The 26373-nt window shown below is 55.4% G+C and carries 23 protein-coding genes and 4 pseudogenes; 6 read left to right on the top strand and 21 right to left on the bottom strand.

The features are described 5' to 3' along the window. Positions 1-3 precede the first annotated feature (3 nt). From RIN69_RS07075 to RIN69_RS06980, 20 genes and pseudogenes are all read right to left on the bottom strand, one after another. The gene (locus RIN69_RS07075) at positions 4-1020 is read right to left on the bottom strand and encodes a DUF979 domain-containing protein (protein ID WP_313856471.1); all 1017 of its coding nucleotides are present in this window, start codon (positions 1018-1020) and stop codon (positions 4-6) included. After that, positions 1020-1748 carry a DUF969 domain-containing protein gene (locus tag RIN69_RS07070; RefSeq protein WP_313856470.1) on the bottom strand — a complete coding sequence of 243 codons (729 nt, stop codon included), beginning with the start codon at positions 1746-1748 and terminating at the stop codon, positions 1020-1022. Before RIN69_RS07070 ends, RIN69_RS07075 begins: the two co-directional genes overlap by 1 nt. A gap of 64 nt (positions 1749-1812) precedes the next feature. After that, entirely contained in the window at positions 1813-2553 is a 741-nt protein-coding gene (gene pxpA / locus RIN69_RS07065) for a 5-oxoprolinase subunit PxpA (protein WP_313856469.1), read from the bottom strand. Beyond that, the gene (pxpC, locus tag RIN69_RS07060; RefSeq protein WP_313856468.1) at positions 2543-3475 is read right to left on the bottom strand and encodes a 5-oxoprolinase subunit PxpC; all 933 of its coding nucleotides are present in this window, start codon (positions 3473-3475) and stop codon (positions 2543-2545) included. The genes pxpA and pxpC overlap by 11 nt, the downstream gene beginning before the upstream one ends. Next, positions 3469-4125, bottom strand: a complete 657-nt coding sequence (pxpB, locus tag RIN69_RS07055; protein WP_313856466.1) for a 5-oxoprolinase subunit PxpB — start codon at positions 4123-4125, stop codon at positions 3469-3471. The genes pxpC and pxpB overlap by 7 nt, the downstream gene beginning before the upstream one ends. Positions 4126-4301: 176 nt before the next feature. Next, the gene (locus tag RIN69_RS07050) at positions 4302-5045 is read right to left on the bottom strand and encodes a type 2 GTP cyclohydrolase I (RefSeq protein ID WP_313856464.1); all 744 of its coding nucleotides are present in this window, start codon (positions 5043-5045) and stop codon (positions 4302-4304) included. A gap of 12 nt (positions 5046-5057) precedes the next feature. Continuing rightward, a complete protein-coding gene (gene phrB / locus RIN69_RS07045) occupies positions 5058-6479 on the bottom strand; it encodes a deoxyribodipyrimidine photo-lyase (RefSeq protein ID WP_313856463.1) in 1422 nt (473 codons plus the stop codon). A gap of 15 nt (positions 6480-6494) precedes the next feature. Next, positions 6495-7451 (bottom strand): YbgA family protein, encoded by a 957-nt coding sequence (locus RIN69_RS07040; protein WP_313856462.1) that lies wholly within the window; start codon positions 7449-7451, stop codon positions 6495-6497. A gap of 763 nt (positions 7452-8214) precedes the next feature. After that, positions 8215-8396 (bottom strand): annotated as a pseudogene (locus tag RIN69_RS07035) (RHS repeat-associated core domain-containing protein); the annotation flags it as partial. A 111-nt stretch (positions 8397-8507) separates the two neighbouring features. Next, positions 8508-8804, bottom strand: a complete 297-nt coding sequence (locus RIN69_RS07030; protein ID WP_313856460.1) for a hypothetical protein — start codon at positions 8802-8804, stop codon at positions 8508-8510. A gap of 2 nt (positions 8805-8806) precedes the next feature. Beyond that, complete coding sequence (locus tag RIN69_RS07025; RefSeq protein ID WP_313857857.1) at positions 8807-9064, bottom strand: hypothetical protein; 258 nt, start codon at positions 9062-9064, stop codon at positions 8807-8809. Between the two features lie 35 nt (positions 9065-9099). Then, positions 9100-9214: pseudogene (locus tag RIN69_RS07020) on the bottom strand (RHS repeat-associated core domain-containing protein); the annotation flags it as partial. 370 nt (positions 9215-9584) lie between these two features. Then, the gene (locus RIN69_RS07015; protein ID WP_313856459.1) at positions 9585-9914 is read right to left on the bottom strand and encodes a hypothetical protein; all 330 of its coding nucleotides are present in this window, start codon (positions 9912-9914) and stop codon (positions 9585-9587) included. Further along, positions 9907-10377: pseudogene (locus RIN69_RS07010) on the bottom strand (type IV secretion protein Rhs); the annotation flags it as partial. The gene RIN69_RS07015 and the pseudogene RIN69_RS07010, both read right to left, overlap by 8 nt. Positions 10378-10674: 297 nt before the next feature. Beyond that, on the bottom strand, positions 10675-10998 hold the full coding sequence (locus RIN69_RS07005; protein WP_313856456.1) for a hypothetical protein: 324 nt from the start codon (positions 10996-10998) through the stop codon (positions 10675-10677). A 261-nt stretch (positions 10999-11259) separates the two neighbouring features. Then, positions 11260-11376, bottom strand: a pseudogene (locus RIN69_RS22910) (RHS repeat-associated core domain-containing protein); the annotation flags it as partial. A 79-nt stretch (positions 11377-11455) separates the two neighbouring features. Next, on the bottom strand, positions 11456-11863 hold the full coding sequence (locus RIN69_RS06995; protein ID WP_313856453.1) for a hypothetical protein: 408 nt from the start codon (positions 11861-11863) through the stop codon (positions 11456-11458). Positions 11864-11872: 9 nt separating this feature from the next. Then, positions 11873-15700 (bottom strand): RHS repeat-associated core domain-containing protein, encoded by a 3828-nt coding sequence (locus tag RIN69_RS06990; protein ID WP_313856452.1) that lies wholly within the window; start codon positions 15698-15700, stop codon positions 11873-11875. After that, positions 15675-16109, bottom strand: coding sequence for a hypothetical protein (locus RIN69_RS06985; protein ID WP_313856451.1), 435 nt, complete (start codon positions 16107-16109; stop codon positions 15675-15677). The genes RIN69_RS06990 and RIN69_RS06985 overlap by 26 nt, the downstream gene beginning before the upstream one ends. Before the next feature lie 283 nt (positions 16110-16392). Further along, the gene (locus tag RIN69_RS06980; RefSeq protein ID WP_313856450.1) at positions 16393-16593 is read right to left on the bottom strand and encodes a YbfA family protein; all 201 of its coding nucleotides are present in this window, start codon (positions 16591-16593) and stop codon (positions 16393-16395) included. A 284-nt stretch (positions 16594-16877) separates the two neighbouring features. Between RIN69_RS06980 and kdpF the strand changes: the two genes are divergently transcribed. The 6 genes from kdpF to kdpE are packed head-to-tail and all read left to right on the top strand — an operon-like array spanning position 16878 to position 24660. After that, positions 16878-16967, top strand: a complete 90-nt coding sequence (kdpF, locus tag RIN69_RS06975) for a K(+)-transporting ATPase subunit F (protein ID WP_313856449.1) — start codon at positions 16878-16880, stop codon at positions 16965-16967. Next, positions 16967-18649 (top strand): potassium-transporting ATPase subunit KdpA, encoded by a 1683-nt coding sequence (gene kdpA / locus RIN69_RS06970; RefSeq protein WP_313856447.1) that lies wholly within the window; start codon positions 16967-16969, stop codon positions 18647-18649. Before kdpF ends, kdpA begins: the two co-directional genes overlap by 1 nt. Before the next feature lie 15 nt (positions 18650-18664). Continuing rightward, entirely contained in the window at positions 18665-20713 is a 2049-nt protein-coding gene (gene kdpB / locus RIN69_RS06965; protein WP_313856446.1) for a potassium-transporting ATPase subunit KdpB, read from the top strand. Between the two features lie 9 nt (positions 20714-20722). After that, positions 20723-21307, top strand: a complete 585-nt coding sequence (kdpC, locus tag RIN69_RS06960) for a potassium-transporting ATPase subunit KdpC (RefSeq protein WP_313856445.1) — start codon at positions 20723-20725, stop codon at positions 21305-21307. 12 nt (positions 21308-21319) lie between these two features. Further along, positions 21320-23989, top strand: a complete 2670-nt coding sequence (gene kdpD, locus RIN69_RS06955) for a two-component system sensor histidine kinase KdpD (RefSeq protein ID WP_313856444.1) — start codon at positions 21320-21322, stop codon at positions 23987-23989. After that, entirely contained in the window at positions 23986-24660 is a 675-nt protein-coding gene (gene kdpE, locus RIN69_RS06950) for a two-component system response regulator KdpE (RefSeq protein WP_313856442.1), read from the top strand. The genes kdpD and kdpE overlap by 4 nt, the downstream gene beginning before the upstream one ends. Positions 24661-24711: 51 nt before the next feature. On the opposite strand, the gene pgm is transcribed toward kdpE, so the two are convergent. Continuing rightward, positions 24712-26352 (bottom strand): phosphoglucomutase (alpha-D-glucose-1,6-bisphosphate-dependent), encoded by a 1641-nt coding sequence (pgm, locus tag RIN69_RS06945; RefSeq protein WP_313856440.1) that lies wholly within the window; start codon positions 26350-26352, stop codon positions 24712-24714. Positions 26353-26373: the final 21 nt, after the last annotated feature.

Genomic DNA, 26373 nt, shown 5'->3' with positions numbered 1-26373 from the left:
CCCTCACAGGAACATCAGGAAATAGAGCAGGAATACGTTAACTATTAACAATAGCACGCCGGTTGGCACCTGAGCTTTGATCACCGCGTTGCGATCGGGCAGTTCCAGCAGCGCCACCGGGACAATATTAAAGTTAGCCGCCATCGGCGTCATCAGCGTGCCGCAATAACCGGAGAACATACCGATAGCCGCCATCACCGCCGGATTGCCGCCGTGTTGCAAAATCAGAATCGGAATACCTATCCCGGCGGTCACAATCGGGAAGGCGGCAAAAGCGTTACCCATCACCATCGTCAGTAACGCCATGCCGATAACGTAGGTCGCCACCGCCACAAAGCGGTTATCGACCGCCAGATAGCTTTCAGTCAGGTGAGAAATCGCCACGCCAACGCCAGCGGTAGTAAACAGCAGGCCAAGAGTGGCGAGGATTTGCGGCAGAATAAATGCCCAGCCAATGGAGTCGAGCAGGCGGCGCGCTTCCTGTAGTGACTGAGCCGGCGCTTCGCGCGTCAGTTTCATCGCCACCAGCCAGCCGACAATACAGCCAACGGCCATCGAGAACAGTGTAATCAGCGTTGAGTGATTACCTTCCCCAAAAAACGCCTCTTTTAAACCGGGAATGTAGTTAAACGACAGCACGCCCACCACAGTGACTATCGGAATAGAGAGTGCCGGCAGAAACAGTTTATTGCCGAGGCGGCTGGCGCTCTCTTTACGCTGTTCATCCGTTCGTTGGTGATAGCGCCCAAGTTTAACGCCGCCCAGACCAGCAACCAGCGCCATAATCACCACCAGCACGCCAACGGTGATATTCAGCCAGCGCTGGCCTTCCGCAGCGGAACCGGCAAACTGATTCATCAGCGAATAGGCCCAGTCACCGATCAAAAATACCAGGCCATACAGCCCCCAGAACAGTCCGGTTGTCAGGCGACGTGGATTCGCCTTGTCGCGCCAGGACATGATCGCCACGATCAGCAGGATCACCCCTGCCAGCCAGAAAAGATATTGTTGCTGGAACATTAGCGATCTCCTTTCGCTTGCTGCGCTTGTGCATTCAGCGACGCCAGTTCAGCGGCGAGGGTTTTATCCAGCCGGTGTAAGCGGACGGCATGAATGATAAACGCGCAGATGGCGGTCGGAATGCCCCACAGTGCAATATGCAGCGGCTCGGTTTGAATCCCGCCGGACTCCAGCATAAAGTTATGCATAAAGATGATGGCACCAAAAGCTACAAAGATATCCTCGCCAAAGAACAGGCCGACGTTATCGGTCGCCGCCGACATGGCACGCAAACGGTAGCGCACCTGCGGCGGTAACTCGCCATAGCGGCTTTGAGCTGCGCCTTCGGCCATCGGTGCCAGCAGCGGACGCACCATTTGTGGATGGCCGCCAAGGCTGGTTAAGCCCAGCGCCGCAGTGGCTTCACGTACAAACAGGTAGACAATCAGCAGGCGACCGGCGGTAGCGCTTTTGATATGGGCAATCCAACCTTGCGCCCGCTCTTTCAGGCCATGACGCTCGACCAGACCAATTACCGCCAGCGGCAGCAGCAGGATTAACGCCAGATTACGGGTGTTAAGAAAGCCGGATCCCAACTTTTCCAGAATGGTATCAATTGGCATATTGGCGGCAATACCGGTAATAAGACCGGAAGCAATCACCACCAGTACCGGGTTAAAGCGTAATAAGAAGCCGATAATGATCGCCGCGATACCAATCAACGGCCAGAGATTAACAGCAGTTTCCATGATGACTCTCCAGGGAGTAATAAAACTCTCCGGCCTGATAGCCGGAGAAAATACAGCAGAATAATTATTGTTGGCTGGTTACGCTGATGTGCTGTTCAGCAAAGGCTGCGCGCAGCCGACGAGCGAAGACCAGCGCATGGGCACCGTCACCATGCAGGCAAACGCTGTCTGCCCGCACCGCCACCTCCTCACCGCTGATGCTCAACACTTTTCCGTGCTGTACCATGTTCAGCGTCTGCTCAATGGCCTGCTGCTCGCTTTCAATTATCGCGCCGGGCTGGCTGCGCGGCACCAGCGTGCCGTCGGCCTGGTAGCCACGGTCGGCGAACACTTCCTGACGCGCCACCAGCCCCAGTCGCTCAGCGGCACCGATCAGTTCGCTGTTTGCCAGCCCGACCAGAATCAGTGAAGGATCGACCGCTTGAACCGCGCGGGCAATGGCGTCCGCCAGTTGGCTATCGACTGCCGCCTGGTTATACAGCATACCGTGCGGCTTGACGTGAACCAGCTTGCCGCCTTCACTCTCAACTATCGCTTTCAGTGCCCCAATCTGGTACACCACCTGGGCGTATACCGTCTCTGGCGGCAGCTGCATCGCGGTGCGACCAAAGTTTTCCCGATCGGGAAAGCTTGGGTGTGCGCCAATCGCTACTCCAGACTCCAGCGCCCAACGAACTGACTGCAACATGGTTTGCGCATCGCCGGCATGAAAACCGCAGGCGATATTAGCGGAGGTGACCAGCTGCAACAGCTGTTGGTCGCTGCCGCTGCCCTCGCCCAGATCGGCGTTAAGATCAATTTTCATCTTCTAATCCCCACACCATCTGGTCGATTGCCCGCTGCTGCTGCTGTTTGGCTTTCAGCGCTTCATCCAGCGTGCAGTGCACAAAATGGATCGGCTCACCGAGGCGAATTTGCGCCAGATGATAGAGATCGGCTTCGATAACGCAGGCAATGCGCGGGTAGCCCCCGGTGGTTTGCGCGTCAGACATCAGCACAATCGGCTGACCATTTGGCGGAACCTGAATCACCCCCGGTAGCAGGCCGTGCGACAGCAGCTCACGATCGCTGTCACGCGCCAGGATACGCCCCTGCAAGCGGTAACCCATACGGTTACTTTGCGGGCTTAGCTTCCATGAGGTGCGCCAGAAGGCTTCCTGAGATTCACGGCTGAATTCGTGATACTCAGGTCCTGGCAACGCGCGCAGGCGATTGCCCCACAGCAGCTGACGCACGCCGGCCGCTTTGCGAAAGCGGTCAGTAGGCTGACCCAGCGGCAACTGATCACCATCTTCAACCCGACGCCCGTGCTGACCGCCAAAACCGGCTTTCAGATCGGTACTGACTGAGCCAAGCAGCGGCGGGATATCAAAGCCACCGTCCAGCGCCAGATAACTGCGCATGCCGTGTACCGGCTTCGCCAGCGTCAGCGTTTGCCCGGCTTTAACCGCCGTACGCCAGCCGGTCCACACCGGCTTGCCATCAATACTGGCGTGACATCCGGCACCGGTCAGCGCAATCCAGCCGTCACGGCCAAATTCGGCGCTGAACTGCCCCAGCGTAATCTCCAGTACCGCACTATCCTGCGCGTTGCCCACCAGCAGATTGGCGGTTTTCATCGCCGGAATATCCAGCGCACCGTTGAGGGCAATGCCATACTGACGCCAGCCGGTACGGCCCGCGTCCTGGATTGAGGTGCTGATTCCGGCACGAAGAATGGTCAGCATATGCCCTCCTTCTGAGGCACAAAGCGAATGCTGTCGCCAGGACGCAGCACGGTTGGCGGCTGATGCTGTGGATTAAACAGCTGCAGATTACTGCGGCCTATCAGCTGCCAGCCACCCGGTGAGGCCAGTGGATAAATACCGGTCTGGCTGCCGCCAATTCCTACCGACCCGGCTGGCACGACCACCCTGGGTTCGGCACGACGCGGGGTGTGCAGCCGTTTGTCCAGCCCTCCCAGATACGGGAAACCCGGCTGAAAACCGATAAAATAGACCACATAATCCGCTGAAGCGTGTAACTCCACCACTTGCCGCGTGGTTAACTGATGATGACGCGCCACTTCTTCAAGATCGGGACCAGCCTCACCGCCATAAATCACCGGAATTTCTATCTGGCGCGACTCAGGCAGCACCGCCTCACTCTCTTCCCACCAGCTTTGCAGACGCTCTATCGCATCCAGCGCGGTCTGCTGCGGGTTATGCAACACCACGGTCAAATTGTTCATTCCCGGAATGGATTCCACCACATCCGGATGACTCTTCAGGCGCTCGCTCAGCCCCCAAATCCGTTGCTGGCTGGCAAGGGACACCGGGGGATCCAGTTCAAGCACTACCGCGCGTTCCCCTAACAGGTAACAGCGTGCTCGTTGCAATATGCACCTCCTGACAGACTAAAAACACATCCTTAACGCCTGAAATTGCAGCAATATCAGACCCTTTGGGTATTAGCTTATTCATTTAAGGCAAACAGTTATGCTTAACAAGTATATGGGTGTCAATCATTTTACTCCTTCAGCTCCGGCAGAAGTGAAGGAGTAACAGACGAGAATCAGGCAGGATTGTCGATATCGATGAAGGTAACGTCGAGGCCGTAGCTTTCCGCCAGCCACTCGCCCAGCGCTTTAATCCCTGCGCGCTCGGTAGCGTGGTGACCGGCGGCAAAAAAGTGCAGACCGTTTTCGCGCGCGCTGTGAATGGTCTTTTCCGAGACTTCACCGGTGATAAATGCATCCACACCAAACTCCGCCGCGTCATCAATAAAACCCTGCCCACCGCCGCTGCACCAGGCGATGCGACGGATATGCTGAGGAGCATTATCACCACAGTGCAGTGGCGTGCGGCCGAGAACCTCAGTAATGCGCTGCGCCAGCTGCTCACCGGTCAGCGTTTCTTTCAGTTCGCCCCATGGCACCAATGGCATAATCTCACCGCGCACCTCTATTTGCAGCAGTTTCGCCAATTGGGCGTTATTGCCCAGCTGCGGGTGGGCATCCAGCGGCAAATGCCAGCCATAAAGGTTGATGTCATTTGCCAGCAGCGCTTTCAGGCGATTGCGCTTCATCCCCTTGATCACCGGGGCTTCGTTTTTCCAGAAATAACCATGGTGAACCAGTACCGCGTCGGCCTGCAGACGCACGGCCTCATCCAGCAATGCCTGACAAGCGGTGACGCCGGTAATAATCTTCTTCACCTCGCAGCGACCTTCCACCTGCAGCCCATTCGGTGCGTAATCGCTAAAGGCCGCGGTGTTGAGCTGCTGGTTGACGATCTGTTCCAGTTCGGAATTGCGCATTGTTTTACCTGCCTATTTTCTTGCTGCCTCAAAGGCTTCCAGTGTTCTTTTACGTGCTTCCTTATGGTCTACCAAAGGCTCAGGATAATCGAGTTTTTGCTGATTTTTCTTTGCCCACAGCTGCGGCTGATGAATTGCGTCGTCTGGCACCTGCTGGAGTTCCGGCAGCCAGTGGCGAATAAATTCGCCTTTACTATCAAAGCGTTCACCCTGAGTAATCGGGTTGAAAATACGAAAATAGGGTGCCGCATCGGTGCCGGTAGACGCCGCCCACTGCCAGCCACCGTTATTAGCCGCCAGATCGCCGTCGATCAGCTGTGACATAAAGTAGCGCTCGCCTTCGCGCCAGTCGATCAGCAGATCCTTAACCAGAAAACTGGCGGTGATCATCCGCAAACGGTTATGCATCCAGCCCAGTGTATTCAACTGACGCATGGCAGCATCAACTATCGGATAGCCGGTTTTACCCTGCTGCCAGGCCTTCAGCTGACTGTCATCATGACGCCATTTGACCTTTTTAGTCCAGACGGTGAAGGGCTGATGGCGGCACAGTGACGGATAGGCAACCAGCAAATGGCGATAAAACTCGCGCCAGATCAGCTCATTCAGCCAGATAAAGCTGTCGTCACCTTCCAGCGCCTTCGGATGTTGCTTCAGCAATCGATGCAGGCACTGACGCGGCGATAACACACCGGTGGTCAGATACACCGACAGTCGGCTGGTGCCATCTGTCGCCGGAATATCGCGCTGGCTGGGATAGTCAGTCACCGCTTGCTGGCAGAAATGACGCAATTGTTTAATTGCCGCCTGCTCGCCGGCAGCAAAAAGCTGCTGATCGTAAGACTGTCGTGGGTAGTCGAACGGCTCCAGCCGGGGGAGTTTTTTCAGCGGTGCGCCCTCACGCGCTTGCGGTGCGGGCACGCACTCCGGCAAGCCCTGGTGCAGGCGTTTAACAAAAGCTTTGCTGAAGGGCGTAAACACCTTGTACATTTCCCGATTACCCGTCTGCACGCTGCCCGGCGGCAACAGCAGGCTGTCATCAAATCCCTGAGCAATAATATCCTGATCGAACAATAATTTTTCCGCCGCCGCATCGCGTTGCCGTTCGTTAACCTCATACTGATAGTTATAGAACAGGCGATCGACCTGATGTTGCTGGCAAAATTCAGCCAGCTGCTCTACCGACGCCGCAAAATCATCGCACTGTAAATAGTGCAGCGGGATACCACGCCCGGCCAGCTCCTGCTGCATCAACTGCAGATTGTCATAAATAAACGCCGCCTGACGCGGCGCCATCTGATGTTGCTGCCACTGTACCGGGGTGGCAATAAACAGGGCGATAACTTTCGCCTTAGTGTCGCGGCACGCGGCGTACAGCGCGGTATTATCATTGACGCGCAAATCATTACGCAGCCAGACCAGATGGGTGGTCATAAAACTCCTGCCGTATCAGTGACCGTAGCGCAAACGCAGCGCTTCCGGATAGGGTTCGAAATAGCGCTGCTGAGCCAGATAAGCATCCGGAAATTCCGCCATATAGTGTTTAAGTAAGGTAATCGGCGCCAGCAGCGGCTGGATCCCCTGCCGATAGCGGTCAATCAGCGTCGCCAGCTCCTGCCGTTGTGGCGAAGTCAGCTGCTTACGGAAATAACCTTGAACATGCATCAGCACATTAGTGTGATTACTGCGCGTCGCTTGCTGTGCCAGCAGGCTCATCAGACGATTACGATACTCAACCGCATACTCCTCCAGCGACTCCCATTGCTCCATCGCGGCAACAAAACGGCCCAGTTCGCGATATTGTGGTTGAGAATGCGCCAACAGCAAAAGCTTGTAACGGCTGTGAAATTCCATCAGGCCGTGGCGGGTCAGGCCTGACTTACACAGCTGATTAAACTCATACAGCGCGTAAACCCGCTCGACAAAATTTTCCCGGATGGCATCGTCATGCAGCCGCCCATCTTCCTCAACCGGTAGCCAGGGAATTGCGCGCATCAGCTCGCGGGTGAAAATCCCTGTCCCGGCTTTTCGATTGTTATTCGTGTCGGATTCATAAATCCGCACCCGCTCCATCCCGCAGCTGGGTGATTTAGCACAGACGATATAGCCGCACAGATGGTGTAGATGCGCCACCTTTTCCCTGGAGAATGCCTGCATCTTATCGGTGATATCGTCACCACCCTGCTTGCTGTAGCAGAGCGCCACCTCATCCTGTTGCGCTTTCACCAGCCGCAGCGCCGGACGCGGCGTCTGTAAACCGATGGCGACTTCAGGGCAAACCGGTTCAAAGCGCACAAAAGGAGCGAGTTCATCAGTGGCAAAAGCAAAACGTTTGTGACCGCCGTCAAAACGGACGCTGTCACCAAGCAGACAAGCACTGATGCCAATTGGAATTTTATCGCTCATAGTTGTACAACCCCTTAAATCTTGTAGAGGTTTAAGTGTAGCTGAAACTGAAGACGGTGGCACGGGAAGGTTGAAGACAGGGGGAAGATTCAATTAAAAATTTTGCATATCAGCTCAGGCAACCCATGACGGTAGTTGTGCCGAACCAATCTATCAATATTGAGGAAAGGTTGTCAGATTCTGCCCAGGTCAAGTCGGCTGAAGCTAAAAAATCGAAAGAGTCGCTTCCCACTTATTTTATATGATTATGATAATATCTTGATGCTTTGCTGAGCTTGCAAAATCTGAGTTATGTCGTCACCAAAGTTATCATTATATTCTTCCATCAGGTTAATCGTATGTATGATGAAATTGAATGAGCATTCTGATTTATCAATATTTACCAGTAATGACATTTCCTGAAGAGAGACTAAATCACTATCGTCATTTCCCTGTCATAAATCCACTTAACTTCTCTCACATCCAGGCTATTGGCTGCCATTCATCTTAATAGTCAATTTAAGTTATGTGAGCATTCTTAAATATATACTCACCCAAGCTAGCCATTTTAAAGCCTCCTTAGTAAATAAGGGGGGACCATCATGAATTGAGCCATACTGGTTTGATGCCGGATGTTTACCTTTTTCGGGCTTTGTCTGATGAGCATGCCATTGACACCGAGGAACACTTTGTTCTGGCTCATCAATGCGGTTGATATCTTTAGGTCCCTGACCTCTATTAACGTTCTTTAGTGCATCCTTTGGTGTTCCTGCACATATAACTTTTGCTAACCCCAGCGGGTTCACCCACTCCAGCGGATTCGGCGCATACTGATACAGATTCAGCCCGCCCTATCGGGTCCGGCTGGGTAAACCGCGCGCAGTCGGGATCGTAGTAGCGGAATAGATTGTAGTGAAGCCCGGTTTCCCTGTCGAGGTACTGCCCCTGCATTCGCAGGCTCTGCGCAAGAGATTGATGTAGCTAAGCGACTTGACTGAGCTTGAATACAGATGGTTAAAAGTAAAGATTCACAGGGTGCATAATTATCATTTCTGCCCCTACAACTCACGTTATAAATTATACAATTGAAAAAATCGTCCCTAATACTTCAGGGTCTGAACGGATTAGATCAGAAATCACTGCCTTCAGGCAATCTTCTGTGATAACATCTATTATAATAAAGTTCTCTGCCCAGAAATACTTTCCTCCGGCACTCTCATCAGTAATTTTGTCTTTTTTCATTACTGCCTCTACTCCTTTTAAAGTAAAAGCCCATCCGTAAAATCTCACCCCATTAAAATATATATAGAATTCAATATCTTCAGAATTGCCGAACTCACGCCATACTTCAAGTTGAAAATTATTAGAATGCATTATTATAATCTCCCATTATATATTTCTTTAATTATATTAATCACCTTAGGCTGATTACCTTTTCCTGAATAACCAATAATTTGAACTTTACTGCCAATCACAATAGCATAAATACGTCCGCCGCTCCTGTGTCTGAATTCGGTAATACCATCAAAAACTTTAGTACCTATGCCAGGATTCATATTTCCTTGACGAACCTGTGCTAAGAGAGAATTAATCCCTCGACTTTCATCTTGCGATAATTTCTGGGCTTCTTTCAATAGAGCCGATTCTTCTTTAACTCGACTCGTAATTGAGCAAGCCGTCAATCCCCAAGGATCAATCCAGCTTAGCGGATTCGGCGCATACTGATACAGATTCAGCCCGCCCGCCAGCCCAATCGGATCTTGTTACGTAAACCGCCCGATTTGCAGATCGCACTGCCTATTGGGGTCGTAATGGGTCAGGTATTTTGTATCATAGTTCATATGCTATCGCCCTACCATGATAGTTTTTATCTGTATAAAATTATTTAATATCAAATAGTAAATTAAGCACAGACTTATTGAGTACAGAAATATCACTCAACTCAATGCGGACTGGGTGCGGGATAGCGGTGAGCTGTATCTGGCGGGGGACTGACTGACGCAAATCGACCTGACCGGGCATCACTGGAGATTAGCGAGATCCCCGACCTGGTGGTTATTAAAACTGACAGCAATATTAAATGGATGTAAAAACATGAGAGAGCAACTCTATGCTTACCCTCTCTTTTTTATTACAAGATCATAATAATGTTATTCACTCAGACTTAAATGGATGAAGACACTCTTTAAACACTTCTTGCAATGTGTCTTCACTCATTTTATTAATAGATTCATCTTCGTGTGCTTTGATTTTACTCATTACAATAACTTCATTATCTAAATTTCTTTTACTATAAAATTTCTTTTCATACTCACCAAGATAGTCAGCCTCAATAAGCTTATCAAAGAAGTTATTGATCGCATAACTTCCAGCATATTGTAATGACTCGACATCATCACAAGAGAACTTAATATACATAATGAGTTTTTTGAGCGCACTAATCTCATCTTGTGTAATATTTATTTTTTTCTCATTCTCAGCCACTACACTTACCTCTTGCATTCATCTGATTCGTAGTTAGTTTATTACGAGTTTCATACTCCATTTTGGATGTTAACGAGTAAGGGTTGCTCCCTGAGTAGAGTACGTCATTCAATTTTATTCTGCCTGAATGTATGTATTCAAGGGCTGATGAGGCTTTTATGTTGCCCATTTGAACAGGGTCTGCTTTAAAGATAATCGCATAATCTCCTCTTCCTACGTGCTTAGGATCATTGATAAGAATATCCCTCATAACATCCTTTGGAGACATTAATATATCCGTTATATAAACCTTGCCCTTAGCATTCGCTTCAAGAACACCCGTTTTCATTATACTCTCGAAACCAGCCTTGTCGGTATAATGTATAAATACATTATCACCACTCAACCCAAGCGGATCGATCCAGCTCAATGGGTTTGGAGCGTAGGCGTATGTGTTTAACCCACCTCCCAGCCCAATCGGATCATAGGGATGATTCCGGTGCCATCGTACTTTTTAATCTCTGAGGGTCGAATTCCCCGCCCCTTGGGGCGTTCAACTCTCGCTGTTGACTGTGGTTTTGATACCCCGCTGCTTGCGGCGGGGTTGTTCATTGCACTTAACTTACTGATGGGGATAGCTTTTCAGGGGCGGTTTTTCACGTAAGGAGCCGCTGCTTAACCCGGCAGCCCCGACGTACACTTTTGCCCCGGACATGCTATCGCCATAACGGGCAGCTAAAAAAAGCCGGGAAGATCTTTTCAGATATTATTTGAAACATATCTAATTATTTATCTCATTAATTTTTGGCTTCCATACATTCATCCAATTTTTTTCTATTTCTGATGAATAGTTCTTAATAGTGTAAAGATCACCTTCATCTTTATGTGATAAAAAACACTGATCAACACAATTAACCACCCAGGATAAAAAATCCTTTACCTCTGTATCACTTCCGTTCTCCTTTATAAATAGCATAGAGTTATCAATCAAGTCATCCAATAAAGAAGGATAGAACAATGCTTCCTCAAACAATGAGAAACAAAAAGTACCCTCAATAAGATCATTTCTGTTTTTAAGGATTTCTTCTTTAAGAACAATATTCATCTAACACCCCGGCCCTTTTCTTTTAGCTGCTTTTCCGGATTTTCTCTCATTATAAGAGCCATCTAAATTAAAGACACCCTTAGACTTACCCAATGAAGAAAATGTCTCATAATGATCTTTATGCAAATTATCCAAATAGAAATAATCTCCGTTTTTAAAGGTAACATCACCAACTTTAACTTTGGATGTGATTTTATAAATCTCAGCCCCTTGATATTTTTTCCCAGTTGTCTGAGCTGCATCGCCAATAATATCTATAAAACTTAAACCCAGTGGATCGATCCAACTGAGTGGGTTTGGAGCGTAGGCGTAGAGGTTTAATCCCCCCGCCAGCCCCACAGGGTCATGTTGAGTAAAGCGTCCGCCGTTCGGATCGTACTATCAGCGTCGGTTGTAATTCACCATCATTTTTGTATCGCAGTTCATAGAATCTGGTTCTTTTGGCTTATCTTTGAAGTTATTTCATTCGTTTATCATATTTAGACTTTGCTTCAGTTCTTACAAATTCGCTTGGGTCGTTTTTAGCCATATCCTTTAGAATAAAGAGTGGCAAACCTTTATTGTAAGTTAATTTTGCTCTAATTCCCTCGTCTGCATCTTTAGAAAATAATTGATAAATCTCAATATCCAAAGGGTATTTTGAGGATATAGCATCCCTAATTACCGGATCGTTATCAAGAGAAAGAATATTAATTATCTCCATAGGGATTGACTTATTTCTTGCAACCCAAACTTTCATGTCTGGATGGTTTTCAATCAGTTCCATCCAAACATCAATGGGTGCTTCTTCTATACCAGTCCTGTTATATTCAGCAGGGATGTCACTATTTCTCAACTTTATGAATTCAGATGTTGTATTTATCATGTCTTTGGCTCATTTAATAGTAATACTATTGCAACTTTTCTTAGGAATACTTTTTCCTGTATTACCTTTATGTTTATCAGGTATGAACTGACCATGTTTATCAGCGTCAGCAATCCATTCTAAGGATGTTGATGTTTCTCTAAATACTTTATAGGCAGATCCGCCATGACCGGTAGTATCTTTAGACCACCACAATCCAGTTTGTCCATCTCTATAATATTTCTCTTTAAAAGGACCACCTTGCAAAATAGCAGTTGTTCTATCACCATCTATTTGCCAACCTGTTAGACCAAGCGGATCAATCCAGCTTAGCGGATTCGGCGCATACTGATACAGATTCAGCCCGCCCGCCAACCCAATCGGGTCCGGCTGGGTAAACCGCGCGCAGTCGGGATCGTAGTAGCGAAATAGATTGTAGTGAAGCCCGGTTTCCCTGTCGAGGTACTGCCCCTGCATTCGCAGGCTCTGCGCAAAGTCCGGCGCGTCCTGCCGCGTCTCACGCAGCAGCTTGCCCCACGCGCCGTTTCCCGCACGCCAGCGCACCGCGCCCGCCTCGTCGGTCAGCGCCTCCGGCGTGCCGTCCGGGCGGCAGTGGTACCAGTAAACCGCCGGGTTTTCCGCCCCGTCAATCCGCGCCAGCGGCTCGTAGCTTCCCGGCCCGGCCCAGACGTAAGTCAGCGGTACCCCGTCCTCAATTTCCTGCAGCAGCCGCAGCCCCTCCCAGACGAAGCGCGTGGTCTGCGGCTCCCCGCAGACTTCACCCGACGCATCCTGCCGCCAGCGGGTTTTGCTGACGCGCCGCCCCAGCGGGTCGTAGCGGAAGCCGACGTGAAGCCGCAACCCCCGGTCGTCGCGGGTGTCGTGCACCACCTCTGCCAGCCGCTGCTCCCCGTCGTAGCGGTAGCGCCAGCGCTCGCGCCCGCTGACCTTCTCCGCCACCCGCCCGTACGCGTCATACCGCCAGCGCACGCCGTTCAGCTGCGTGACCCGGTTGCCGGCAACCGCCCCCGCGCCCGAGTCGACCGGGTTGGACGCCGCGTCCCACCGCCAGCGCTCATGGTCCGCCAGCCCGCCGCCCTGGGCCAGCAGCCGCCCCGCGCCGTCGTATTGCCAGCTGCGCCACGCGTGCGGGTTGTCGTCATGCTCCTCGCGCACCGGCCGGTGCGCGTTGTCATACTGCCAGCTGCGCGACCATTGGCGCGGCGCCGGGCGCACCTGCCCGCCGCGTAACAGCTCGCGGCTGCGCAGCCGCCCGTGCCGGTCGTACGCCGTGCGGCTGGTCAGCGCCCCCTGGCTGCGGCTCACCTCGCGGTGCAGCGGGTCGCGGCGAAAGTCGCTTATCGCAAGGCCGTCCAGCGCGATGCCGAGCAGGTGCCCGCCGCCGTAGTACAGGTTTTTCAGCCGCCGCCCGTCCGGCAGCGTCACCGCCGTGCGGCTGCCCGCGGCATCGTGGGCGTACTCCACCCGGCCGTTCTCCCCACACTCCGCGACCGTGCGGCCGCAGCGGTCGTACTCCAGCCCCAACGCCTGCGGCCCGCCGCCGTGCGGGTGCGTGACGGCGCGCAGCAGCCGCCCGCCCGGCGAGTGCTCAAAGCGGGTGACGCCGTCCGCGGTGTGCCGCGCGGCCAGCAGCCCGCGCGCATCGTACTCATACTCCTCGGCGAGCGGCGCCGCGCCCTCCGCCGACAGCGCTCGCGAAACCAGCCGCCCGGCGGCGTCGTGGCGGTACGCGGTGGTGACGCCGTCCGGCGCGGTTTCGCTCTCCGGCAGGCCGCCCGGCCGCCAGCGGAAAAGGTGCCGCGCGCCGTTCTCATTCACCAGCGCCGCCAGCCGCCCCTGCGCGTCGTACTCGCGCCGCACCTCACCCCCCTCCGGATTGCGGGTGGCCACCAGCCTGCCGCAGGCGTCGTGGCGGAAGTGGTGGCGCTTCCCGGTGGCGTCGGTGAGCGTTTTCAGCAGGCCGCGCGCGTCGTACTCCCGGCTTTCCTGCCACCCCTCCGCCCGGCTCACCCGCAGCGGGCGGCCCGCCGCGTCGTACTCCAGCCGGGTCTCCTCGCCGTCGGCGAGCATTTCAGCCTGCAGCCAGCCCCGCGAATGATAACGCCAGCGCGTGCTGCTGCCGGTGCAGTCGGTGACGCGCGTCAGCTGCCCTGCGTCATCGTAGTCCCGGCGGCTGATCCCGCCGTTGGCGTCCGTCACCGCCACCACTTGCCCGTACTCGTCGCGCTCAAGGCGCGTGGTCTGCCCGCAGGCGTCAGTCACCGCCGCCAGCCCGTGGTGCGCGTCGTACGCCAGCCGGGTGACGCCGCCGTCGGCGTCGGTGATGCTGGCCGGCAGCGCGCGGTGCGCCAGCCACTCCGTCGCCCGCACGTGACCGGCGGGATCCTCCTCCTCCACCAGGTTGCCCGCGTCGTCATAGCGGTACAGCGTGGCGTGGCCGGCGGGGTCGATGAGCCGAGTCAGCAGCCCGTCGTCGTCGCGGGTGAACAGCCAGCTTTCGCCGCGTGCGTCGGTATAGTGGGTGACCTGCTGCTGCCGATCCCACCTGTGCCGGCGCACCGCGCCGTCACCGCCGGTGACGGTGGTCAGCCCGGCGGGCAGGTCGTAGCTGATTTCGCAGGCCGCGCCGCCGCTGCTGCGGGCGGCGACCACCCGCCAGTGGTCGTGCCGCCGCCAGCGGTATTCGCACTCGCGCCCGCCGGGCAGCCGCTGCCAGACCATCAGGCCCGCCCCGTCGTAGCGAAACCCGCGGGTGGCCACCCCGGCGGCGTCGGTCACCGAGGCCAGCCGGCCGCCCGCGTCGTAGCCATAGCGCACCAGCGGCCACCGCCGCCCGCCGTCGTGATGGCTGAGGGCGGTGACGCGCGCCGGGAAGTCCGGGCTATCGTAGTGCAGGGTGAGGTTAACCGCCCCCGGCTCGTCGCGGATGCGCACCGGCCGTTCGTCGTCGTCGTATTCGCACTCCAGCCGGTTGCCGTACTCGTCGCTGAGCGAGGCCAGCCGCAGCCGCGCCGGGTTGCCGCGCAGTGGCCGGTACAGCCGCCACAGGCCGCCGTCGTCGGCCACCGCCAGTGCGCCGCCCGGTCCGGCGCGAAAAATTAGCCCATCGCCGCGGCTGAACAGCGGCTCATCAGGCGGCGGCAGCGTGAAGCGCAGCCCGCGCCCGGTTTCGTCCAGCCACAGCGCGTCGTCGCCGCGCAGCTCGATGCGGCTGTCGAAGGCGGTCATCCAGCCGCGGCCGAAAATGCCGGCCGTCCGCGAGCGGCTGTTGTAGCAGCGCTGCCAGCGCAGCGGCAGGCGGCCAGGCAGCACGAAGTCGAGGTCGTCGTCGCCATTAAGTACCTTGGCGCCGCTGGCGGCGTGCACCGGGTCCGGACTGGCGAAGGCGGCGTTTATCAGCAGGTCCGCCGCCATGCCGCCGCCGGCGCGGTACAGCATGCAGGGCAGGTTTTTCAGCACCGCGCCGGGGCGCCCGCGCATCAGGGGCAGCAGCATCGCGGCCGGCAGTAGCCACGGGGTGGTGCCGCTGCGGATTTGCCGCACCACCCGGGCGCGGCCGCCGATAATCACGTCGGGCGAGGCGCCGGCGGCCACGGTCGCACCGCAGGTGGTGCGGTCGCCGCTGCGCACCGCCGGCTGTCCGTTGATAAACACCGAGTCCGAGCCCTCGGCGAGCCAGTCCGGCCCGCGGTGGCGGTCGCAGCCGATAGTGTCCTGATGGGCCGGGTCGGCGGCCTCCGCTTCGGCCTCAACCGGCCGCCAGAAGCCGCTGAGCGTCTGCCCGGCGGCGCCGAGCAGCGCCGCGCCGTAGTCAAAAAAGTCCTGCGGCTGCTGCACAACCGCCTGCGGGCTGCCGGACGGACGCGGTTTGCCGGCGGCACGCGCGGCGGGCAGGCCGTTGATAAAGACGTCGGGAGAGCCGCTGGTGATGCGCCCGCAGGGGGCGCGGCGGAAAGAGGAAACTGCTGATGCCGTCGGCGGCGCGGGAGATGTCACAGGTCACCCCGGCGAGGTTGGCCAGCAGGCCGCCGATAATGCCGCTGAGCACGCAGCCGGAGCCGACCGCCGCCAGCCCGGCGGCCAGCGCACCGGCCCCGGCCAGCGGGGCGGTAACCGCGGCGGCGGCGGCCACGGCGGCACCGGCTGCGGCGTACGCCGCGCCTTCGACCAGCAGGCTGGTGATTTCGGCAAACATGCTGGTGTGCACCAGCGCGTCGTTCTGGCGGGCGGCAAAATAATCACTCATAGTTCAGACGTCCTGTCCGGGTTGTTTTATCTCGTCACGACATCCGCGTGCAGAGGGGAGGCATCAGTTTTACTGATTAATTTCACACAGTGATTAGTTTTTTACCGTGACGGCGATCGCGAAGGCGATTCAACGGAAATCAGCAGAGCGTTGACGCGGGAAGCTAAAAATAAAAAATCCCGCAAATGCGGGATTTAAGATCGGGAATCTGTTTTCAGTTCCCGTTGACGTGCAGGGTGTAAACCCTCAGCGCCGGCGTTGAAATCACCGCCTGAGAGGTAACTTAATAGAAATCGCAGGCCGCAGCTTCTGACTGAGCCAACCAGACCGGCTTGGTGCTGGTTTTGCTCCAGAATCGGTGCAGATAGCTGTAGAAACGAGCACGATCCTCACGGAATAACATCACCGGCAGCGCCAGCACACCAATGATGACAGCCGCTACGCGACGCAGAATAACTTTATACAGTGAATAGTTCTGATACATGGCCACGCCTCCGAAATTGAAATAAATTCTGTATGTAATCTGTCCAATTAATATACGCTGCCTGATGTAATTTTACTACTGATCCGACCACTTTTTTGGCGAAAAATACGCTGTTTTTAGCTATCGCTGTAATTGAGTTACAGAATTGTTATCAAATAACGACAAAGTGTTAACGCAGCGGCGATTTTTATACTTTTTTTATATCCTGCCCTGCTTTCTATACACCTTCTTTGCACGCCGATGATTACTCTGCGCTTATCTGAATCACACCCCGGAGGTGTACTGTGAGTGTTGAGATTATCGCTGGCGTGCTACTGGTTGCATTACTGACCGGCTACCTGATTTACGCCCTGATTAATGCGGAGGCGTTCTGATGGCCGCCTCCGCAAGCCTGTTACTGTTTAGCTTTGTGGCGCTGTTGCTGATACTGGCGCAACCACTGGGTAAAAGCATGGTGAAATTGGTTGATGGCCACGCGGGTCCGTGGCGGGCTGGCTTTGAACGCCGCCTGTGGTGGCTGTGTGGTATCCGCCAGAAAGAGATGGGCTGGATTCGCTATTTTTGGGCGATTATCGCGATCAATCTGCTCGGCGTACTGGTGCTGTTCGCCATCCTGATGTTGCAGGATCGCCTGCCGCTTAATCCGCAACACTTTCCGGCGATGAGCTGGCATCTGGCGCTTAACACGGCGATAAGTTTTGTCACTAATACCAACTGGCAGGCCTACAGTGGCGAAAATACCCTGAGCTACTTTAGTCAGATGGTTGGCCTGACGGTGCAGAACTTCCTTTCAGCCGCCAGCGGTATTGCGGTCGCGCTGGTGCTGATTCGGGCTTTCTCACGGCAAAGCGTGGATACCCTTGGTAACGCCTGGCAGGATCTGTTACGCATTACTCTTTATCTGCTGCTGCCGCTGTCATTAATCCTTGCGCTGTTTTTTGTCAGCCAGGGCGTACTGCAAAACCTTAGCGCTTATCAGACTCTTCATACACTGGCCGGATCGAGCCAGACTTTACCGATGGGGCCGATCGCTTCGCAGGAGTCGATTAAGCTGCTGGGCACTAACGGCGGCGGTTTCCTTGGCGCTAACTCAGCTCATCCGTTTGAAAACCCCAATGCCCTGACCAACATTGTGCAGATGCTGGCGATTCTGCTGATTCCGGCAGCGCTTTGTTTCACCTTTGGCGAAGCGGTGCGTGACCGCCGCCAGGGCCATGCGCTGCTGGCCACCATGACGCTGCTGTTTATTATCGCCGCCAGCGTGGTGATGTGGGCCGAGCTAAAAGGCAATCCTCACCTGCTTACGGCTGGCGCTTCCTCGCCGTTTAATATGGAAGGCAAAGAGGCGCGCTTTGGCATCCTCAGTTCCACACTGTATGCGGTAGTGACTACCGCCGCCTCCTGTGGTGCGGTTAATGCCATGCATGACTCCTTTACCGCACTCGGCGGTATGGTGCCAATGCTGCTGATGCAGATTGGTGAAGTGATTTTTGGCGGCGTCGGCTCTGGCCTGTACGGCATGATGCTGTTTGTTTTGCTGGCGGTATTTATTGCCGGGCTGATGATTGGTCGATCGCCGGAGTACCTCGGTAAAAAAATCGATACCAAAGAGATCAAAATGACCGCGCTGGCGATTCTGGTTACACCCACGCTGGTGCTAATCGGCAGCGCACTGGCGATTGCCACCGACGCCGGACGCGCAGGCATCCTTAATCCTGGACCGCACGGTTTTAGCGAAGTGCTGTATGCGCTCTCGTCGGCTGCCAATAACAACGGTAGCGCCTTTGCCGGGCTCAGTGCCAATACTCCGTTCTACAACCTGTTGCTGGCGTTTGCCATGTTTGTTGGCCGCTTCGGCATTATTCTGCCGGTGCTGGCGATTGCTGGTTCACTGGTAGCGAAAAAAGCGCAGCCGGCCGGAACCGGCACTCTGCCGAGCCACGGCGCACTGTTTATCGGATTGCTGACCGGCACCGTTCTGCTGGTTGCCGCGCTGACGTTTGTCCCGGTGCTGGCAATTGGCCCGGTGGCTGAACATCTTCAATTGACTCATTAAGTACCGGAGCAGTTTATGACTCGCAAGCAACAACCTCTATTTGATGCGGCAATGACGCGTCAGGCGCTGGTCGATGCGCTGAAAAAATGCGATCCCCGCGTGCAGTGGCGGAATCCGGTGATGTTTATCGTCTATCTCGGCTCGATTATTACCAGCCTGATCGCCCTGTCGATTGTGTCAGGTTACGCCAGCGGCAACGCCGGGTTTACCGCCGTCATCGCCATCTGGCTGTGGTTTACCGTGCTGTTTGCCAACTTTGCGGAAGCGATAGCTGAAGGCCGCAGTAAAGCGCAAGCTAACGCGCTTAAGGGAATGAAGAAAACCAGCTGGGCCAATAAATTGTCAGCCGCACGCCACGACGCACCAGCCGAACGCGTTACGGCAGAATCGCTGCGTAAAGGCGATATCGTGCTGGCCGCAGCGGGCGATACTATTCCCTGCGACGGTGAAGTGCTTGAAGGCGGCGCTTCGGTAGACGAAAGCGCGATTACCGGCGAGTCCGCGCCGGTGATTCGAGAATCAGGCGGTGACTTTGCCTCGGTAACCGGCGGCACGCGGGTGTTATCTGACTGGCTGGTTATTCAGTGCAGCGTTAACCCAGGAGAAACCTTCCTCGACCGGATGATTGCCATGGTTGAAGGAGCAAAACGCCGCAAAACGCCAAGCGAAATCTCCCTGACTATTCTGCTGGTAGCACTGACGCTGGTGTTTCTGTTTGCCACCGCCACGCTCTGGCCTTACAGCTGGTTTGCCGGTCAGCCGATCAGTATTACGGTGCTGATTGCACTGCTGGTCTGTCTGATTCCGACCACCATTGGCGGATTATTATCGGCAATTGGTGTCGCCGGGATGAGCCGGATGCTGGCCGCTAACGTTATTGCCACCAGCGGCCGCGCGGTGGAAGCCGCTGGTGATATTAATGTGCTGCTGCTGGATAAAACCGGCACCATCACGCTGGGTAACCGCCAAGCCTCTGCATTTTTAACCGCGCCTGGCGTCAGCGAACAACAGCTGGCGGATGCCGCGCAGCTGGCTTCACTGGCCGATGAAACCCCGGAAGGCCGCAGTATCGTGGTGCTGGCAAAACAGCGCTTTAACCTGCGCGAGCGCGATCTGCACGCACTGAACGCGACCTTTGTGCCCTTCTCTGCCCAGACCCGCATGAGCGGCGTCAATATTCAGCAGCGCATGATTCGCAAAGGTGCGGTGGATGCGATTAAACGCCACGTCGAGGCTAACGGCGGTCAGTTCCAGCCTGAAGTGATGACGCTGGTTGAACAGGTGGCACGCACCGGCGGTACGCCGCTGGTGGTTGCCGAAGGCAATGTGGCGCTGGGGGTGGTAGCGTTAAAAGATATTGTGAAGGGTGGGATAAAAGAGCGCTTTGCCGAACTGCGCACCATGGGGATTAAAACCGTGATGATCACCGGTGATAACCCGTTAACCGCCGCCGCGATTGCCGCAGAAGCCGGTGTCGATGACTTTTTGTCAGAAGCTACGCCGGAAGCCAAACTGGCACTGATTCGTCAGTATCAGTCCGAAGGCCGGCTGGTGGCGATGACCGGTGACGGCACCAATGATGCGCCCGCGCTGGCACAAGCCGATGTGGCGGTGGCGATGAACTCAGGTACGCAGGCGGCAAAAGAAGCGGGCAATATGGTCGACCTCGATTCCAACCCCACCAAACTGATTGAAGTGGTGCATATTGGCAAACAGATGCTGATGACACGCGGTTCACTGACCACCTTCAGTATTGCCAATGACGTAGCAAAATACTTTGCCATTATTCCGGCGGCGTTTGCCGTCAGCTGGCCACAGCTGAATGCACTGAACATTATGCATCTGCACTCTCCGGCCTCGGCGATTTTGTCAGCAGTGATGTTTAATGCGCTGATTATCGTCTTTCTCATCCCACTGGCATTAAAAGGGGTCAGCTATCGGCCGCTGGGTGCGGCTGCACTGCTGCGACGCAATCTGTGGATTTATGGCGCTGGCGGTATTCTGGTGCCGTTTGTCGGTATCAAAGCTATCGATCTGCTATTAACCATGACCGGTCTGGTTTAAGGAAACGTTATGTCCATTTTACGTCCGGCACTGCTGGTGTTTATTCTGCTTTCACTGATTACCGGTGCGGCTTACCCGCTGTTGGTTACCGGGCTGGCGCAGGCGATTTTCCCGTGGCAGGCCAATGGCTCGTTGATCGAGGTGTCAGGCCAGCCGCGCGGTTCTGAGTTAATCGGTCAGGCATTTACCCGGCCGGCAGATTTCCAGGGCCGTCCATCCGCCACCGCCGACGCGCCTTATAATGCACTGGCGTCAGCGGGTAGCAATCTGGCAGCCAGTAATCCAGCGCTCGATCGCTTGTTTGCCGAACGCATTGCGGCACTGCGCGCGGCTAATCCGCAGGCCAGCCGCGAGGTACCGTCAGATTTGGTGACGGCTTCCGCCAGCGGCCTTGATCCCGAAATCTCAGCGGCTGCGGCATACTGGCAGGCTGCGCGCGTAGCACAGGCGCGTAACATCCCGCTGGCAGAGGTCGATGCGCTGATTGCACAGCACATCAAACAGCCGCTTTTGAAATTTACTGGCGAAGCAACGGTAAATGTCTTTATGCTGAATCTGGCGTTAGAACAAAAGAACGCGCAGTCGACCCGATAATAAGGAACCTTCATGAACCAGGAGCTACAGCGTCCGTCACCGGAAAAGCTGTTGCAGCAGCACAGCACCCCGCCGCGCGGTAAACTAAAGATCTTTTTTGGTGCCTGCGCCGGTGTCGGCAAAACCTTCGCCATGTTGCAGGAGGGGCGTCGGCTGCGCGAGCAGGGTCTTGATGTGCTGATTGGTGTGGTAGAGACCCACGGGCGGCGTGAAACGGCCGCCTTGCTGGATGGACTCAGCGTATTGCCGCTGAAAATATCCACACAGCAGGGCCGCCAGTATCCGGAGTTCGACCTCGACGCCGCACTCGCCCGTGCGCCAGCGATTATTTTGATCGATGAGCTGGCGCACAGCAATATTGCCGGATCACGCCATCCGAAACGCTGGCAGGACGTCGAAGAACTGCTGAACGCCGGGATCGACGTGTTTACCACGGTCAATGTGCAGCATCTGGAAAGCCTGAATGATGTGGTCGGCAGCATTACCGGCATTCTGGTGCGCGAAACCGTACCGGACCCGATTTTCGATCTGGCCGATGAGATTGTGCTGGTTGATCTGACGCCGGACGATTTAAGACAGCGGCTGGCCGAAGGTAAAGTGTATATCGCCGGGCAAGCCGAACGCGCTATCGAGCATTTCTTCCGTAAAGGCAATCTTATCGCGCTGCGTGAACTGGCGCTGCGCCGCACCGCCGATCGCGTCGATGATCAGATGCGTGCCTGGCGCGATCATAAAGGGCGTGAGCAAGTCTGGCATACCCGCGATGCGGTATTGGTGTGTATCGGCGAAGGCGCCGGCAACGAAAAACTGGTGCGCACCGCTGCGCGTCTGGCGGCAAAGCTGGATGCGCCGTGGCACGCGGTGTATGTAGAAACGCCACGCCTGCATAAGTTGCCTGGCGATCAGCGACGCCGCATTTTGCAGGCGCTGAAACTGGCACAGGATCTTGGCGCAGAAACCGCCACTCTTTCCGACACTCACGAAGAGCTCTCGGTGCTGCGCTATGCACGTGAACACGATCTCGGCAAAATAGTGATTGGCCGCCGATCCTCACAGCGCTGGAAACGCGATGGCTTTGCTAACCGACTGGGCAAACTGGGGCCGGATCTCGATCTGCTGATCGTTGCGCGTGATGAACCCGACTCCGCGCTGTCAACGCGCCCGGTCAGTAGTAAAAGTCCCGCAGAAAAATGGCGTAAGCCGCTGGAAGGCTGTGCGCTGGCAGTCGCATGGTGCGCGACGCTTACCGTCGGCGCCAGCTGGCTGTTTCCGCAGGTAGCCGATGCCAATCTGGTGATGCTGTATCTGCTCGGCGTGGTGATCGTCGCGCTGCTGTATGGTCGCTGGCCATCGGTGGTGGCATCGCTGATTAACGTCGCCAGCTTTGATCTGTTTTTTATCGCGCCGCGCGGCACCCTGGCAGTATCGGATCTCGAGTATTTACTGACCTTCGCCATTATGCTGGCGGTAGGGATAATTATCGGTAATCTGACCGCCAGTATGCGCTATCAGGCGCGGGTGGCGCGCTATCGTGAAGCGCGCGTGCGTCAGCTGTATGAGGTTTCGCGTGCGCTTAGCCGCACCCGTAGTCAACAGGATATTATTGCAGTCAGTCAGCATTTTATTGATAACACCTTTCGTGCCAGCAGCGAGCTATTGATTCCGGACGCCCACGGACAGCTACCGCAGCCGCGCCAGGCCGATGCCGCTATTGCGCGCTGGAGTTTTGACAATAATCAGCCGGCCGGTGCCGGGACCGCTACCCTGCCCGGGCTGCCCTGCCTGATTCTGCCATTAACCATGCAGGAAAAATGCTGGGGACTGCTGGTGATCGAACCGTCCAGCCTGCGGCAACTGATGATCCCGGAACAGCAGCGGCTGATTGAAACGGTAATTGTGCTGATCGCCAGCGCGCTGGAACGTCTGGCGCTGACCCACTCTGAAGAACAAGCGCGCTTCTCCGCTGAAAGTGAGCAGTTACGAAACTCACTGCTGGCGGCGCTTTCTCACGATTTACGCACTCCGCTAACGGTGCTGTTTGGCATGTCCGAAATCCTGACGCTGGATTTATCCGCAGTGAACTCACCTTACGCGCCGCAGGCAAATCAGATTCGCCAGCATATTATTAATACAACCAGGCTGGTGAATAATCTGCTGGATATGGCGCGCATCCAGTCCGGCGGTTTTGTGCTGCGTAAAGAGTGGCTGACGCTGGAGGAAATTATTGGCAGCACCCTTAATGCCATCGCGCCGCTGCTGAATGGACGCCGTATTCAAACCGACCTGCCGGCTGAGCTGTTACTGGTTGAGGTTGATGGCCCGCTGATTGAGCGGCTGCTGACCAATTTACTGGAGAATGCGATAAAATATGCCGGTCATGCAGCGCAAATTGGTATTCGTGCGCGCCGCACGGATAATCTGCTGGATATCGAAGTGTGGGATGACGGGCCAGGCATTTTGCACGGGCAGGAAAAGCAGATCTTTGATAAGTTTACCCGTGGCAATAAAGAGTCGGCGATCCCCGGCGTTGGTCTGGGGCTGGCTATTTGCCAGGCGATTGTTACCCTGCATCAGGGTGAAATTAGCGCTGAAAATCGCCCGTCCGGTGGTGCCAGTTTTCACCTGCGTCTGCCACAGGATAAGCCGCCAGAATTAGCCCCCGAAGAGCCAGAGGAAATGTGACCACAGTTCTGATTGTCGAAGATGAAAAAGAGATTCGTCGCTTTCTGCGCATCGCGCTGGAAGGCGAATCGTTGCGGGTATTTGACAGCGAAACGCTTCAGCGCGGATTAATTGAGGCCGCCACCCGTAAACCGGATCTGGTGATTTTGGATCTTGGGCTGCCTGACGGCGACGGCATTGAATTTATTCGCGATGTGCGCCAGTGGAGCGCCGTGCCGATTGTGGTGCTGTCGGCGCGCAGTGATGAACAGGATAAAATTGCGGCGCTGGATGCCGGTGCCGATGACTTTCTGTCGAAACCCTTTGGCGTCGGTGAGCTGCTGGCGCGGGTGCGCGTAGCCTTACGCCGTCAGGCCTCCACCAGTCCGCAGGCGACGGTTGCCTTTTCTGCCGTGACGGTGGATATTGCCGCCCGGCGCGTGACGCGTGACGGCCAGGAGTTGCACCTGACACCGATTGAATTTCGTCTGCTGGTAACATTACTGAATAACGCCGGAAAGGTGCTGACCCAGCGCCAGTTGCTGACACAGGTGTGGGGGCCGAATGCGGTCGAGCACAGCCACTATCTGCGCATCTATATGGGGCATTTACGGCAAAAACTGGAAGCCGATCCGGCACAGCCCAAACATCTGCTGACCGAAACCGGCATTGGTTATCGGTTTATGCCTTAGGAGCCGTTTTCGGCTCCCGGCATAATGATAAATTGCTGCTAACCGATAAAGTTAAGCGTTTTTCAGCACTTCACTGACAATCTCTACCGCTTCTTTTTCAATCTTTTCGCGATGCTCAGCACCGAGGAAGCTTTCACAGTAGATTTTGTAGGCGTCTTCAGTGCCGGATGGACGCGCGGCAAACCAGCCGTTATCGGTCATCACTTTCAGGCCACCAATTGATGCGCCATTACCCGGAGCCGCGGTCAGACGTGCGGTAATCGGGTCGCCGGCCAGCGTATCTGCGCTGACCATTTCCGGTGACAGCTTAGACAGCGCGGCTTTCTGCGCCGAAGTGGCAGAGGCCTGCAGACGGTTATAGCTCGGTGCACCAAAACGCTCTGCCAGCTCATCGTAATGCTGCTGTGGATTTTTACCGGTCACCGCAGTGATTTCCGCCGCCAGCAGACACATAATGATGCCGTCTTTATCGGTTGACCATGGGGTGCCGTCAAAGCGCAGGAAAGAAGCCCCGGCACTCTCTTCACCGCCGAAACCGAAGCTGCCATCAAACAGACCATCAACGAACCATTTAAAGCCAACCGGCACTTCCACCAGCTTACGGCCAATGTCGTTGACTACACGGTCAATCATTGCACTGGAAACCAGTGTTTTACCCACCGCGACATCCTTGCCCCACTGCGGACGATGCTGGAACAAATAGTTGATCGCCACCGCCAGATAGTGGTTCGGATTCATCAGGCCAGCAGGCGTAACGATGCCGTGACGGTCGTAGTCCGGATCGTTAGCAAACGCCAGATCGAACTTATCACGCAGCGCCAGCAGGCCCGCCATCGCTGACTCAGACGAGCAATCCATGCGGATAGCGCCATCTTTATCAAGATGCATAAAGCGGAAAGTCTGATCAACCGCGTCGTTAACAATCGTCAGGTCAAGATCGTAGAACTCAGCAATGCGCTGCCAGTAAGCGATGCCGGAACCACCGAGTGGATCGACACCGATTTTCAGCCCCGCTTGCTTAATCGCCGCAATATCCACCACCTCTGCCAGACCTTCAATATAAGGCTGGATCAGATCCTGCTGCTGAATATGACCGCTCGCCCAGGCTTGATCCAGCGTCAGGCGTTTAACCCCTTTCAGACCGTCGTGGATCAGCTGGTTAGCGCGATCTTCCACCACTTTGGTGACGTTAGTATCTGCCGGACCGCCATTCGGTGGATTATATTTAATGCCACCGTCGTCTGGCGGGTTATGTGATGGTGTAATCACGATGCCGTCGGCCAGCGTAGCTGCGAGCTTGTTGTGTTGCAGAATAGCGTTAGAGATAGCAGGCGTTGGCGTGTAACCATTATCCTGCTGTACGATCACGTCCACACCGTTAGCGGCCAGCACTTCCAGCACCGAGATAATCGCCGGCTCAGAGAGTGCGTGCGTGTCTTTACCGACATAGCACGGCCCGGTGATACCATTTTTTTTGCGTTCTTCCGCAATGGCCTGCGCGATTGCCAGAATATGTGGCTCGTTAAAGCTGTGGCGTGCTGCGCTACCGCGATGGCCAGAAGTACCAAATTTCACCGCGTGTTCTGCATTGGCCAGATCCGGCTGCAGCACGTAATACTGGGACGTTAATTGTGCAACGTTAATCAAATCGCTTTGCTGGGCGGGTTGCCCGGCACGGGGGTGATTGGCCATTGGCGCTGCTCCCTGACGCTT

This window comes from Winslowiella toletana (genome assembly GCF_032164335.1).
GTDB classification, from domain to species: Bacteria; Pseudomonadota; Gammaproteobacteria; order Enterobacterales; family Enterobacteriaceae; genus Erwinia; species Erwinia toletana_A.
This window is presented reverse-complemented; position numbering and strand designations above follow the sequence as displayed.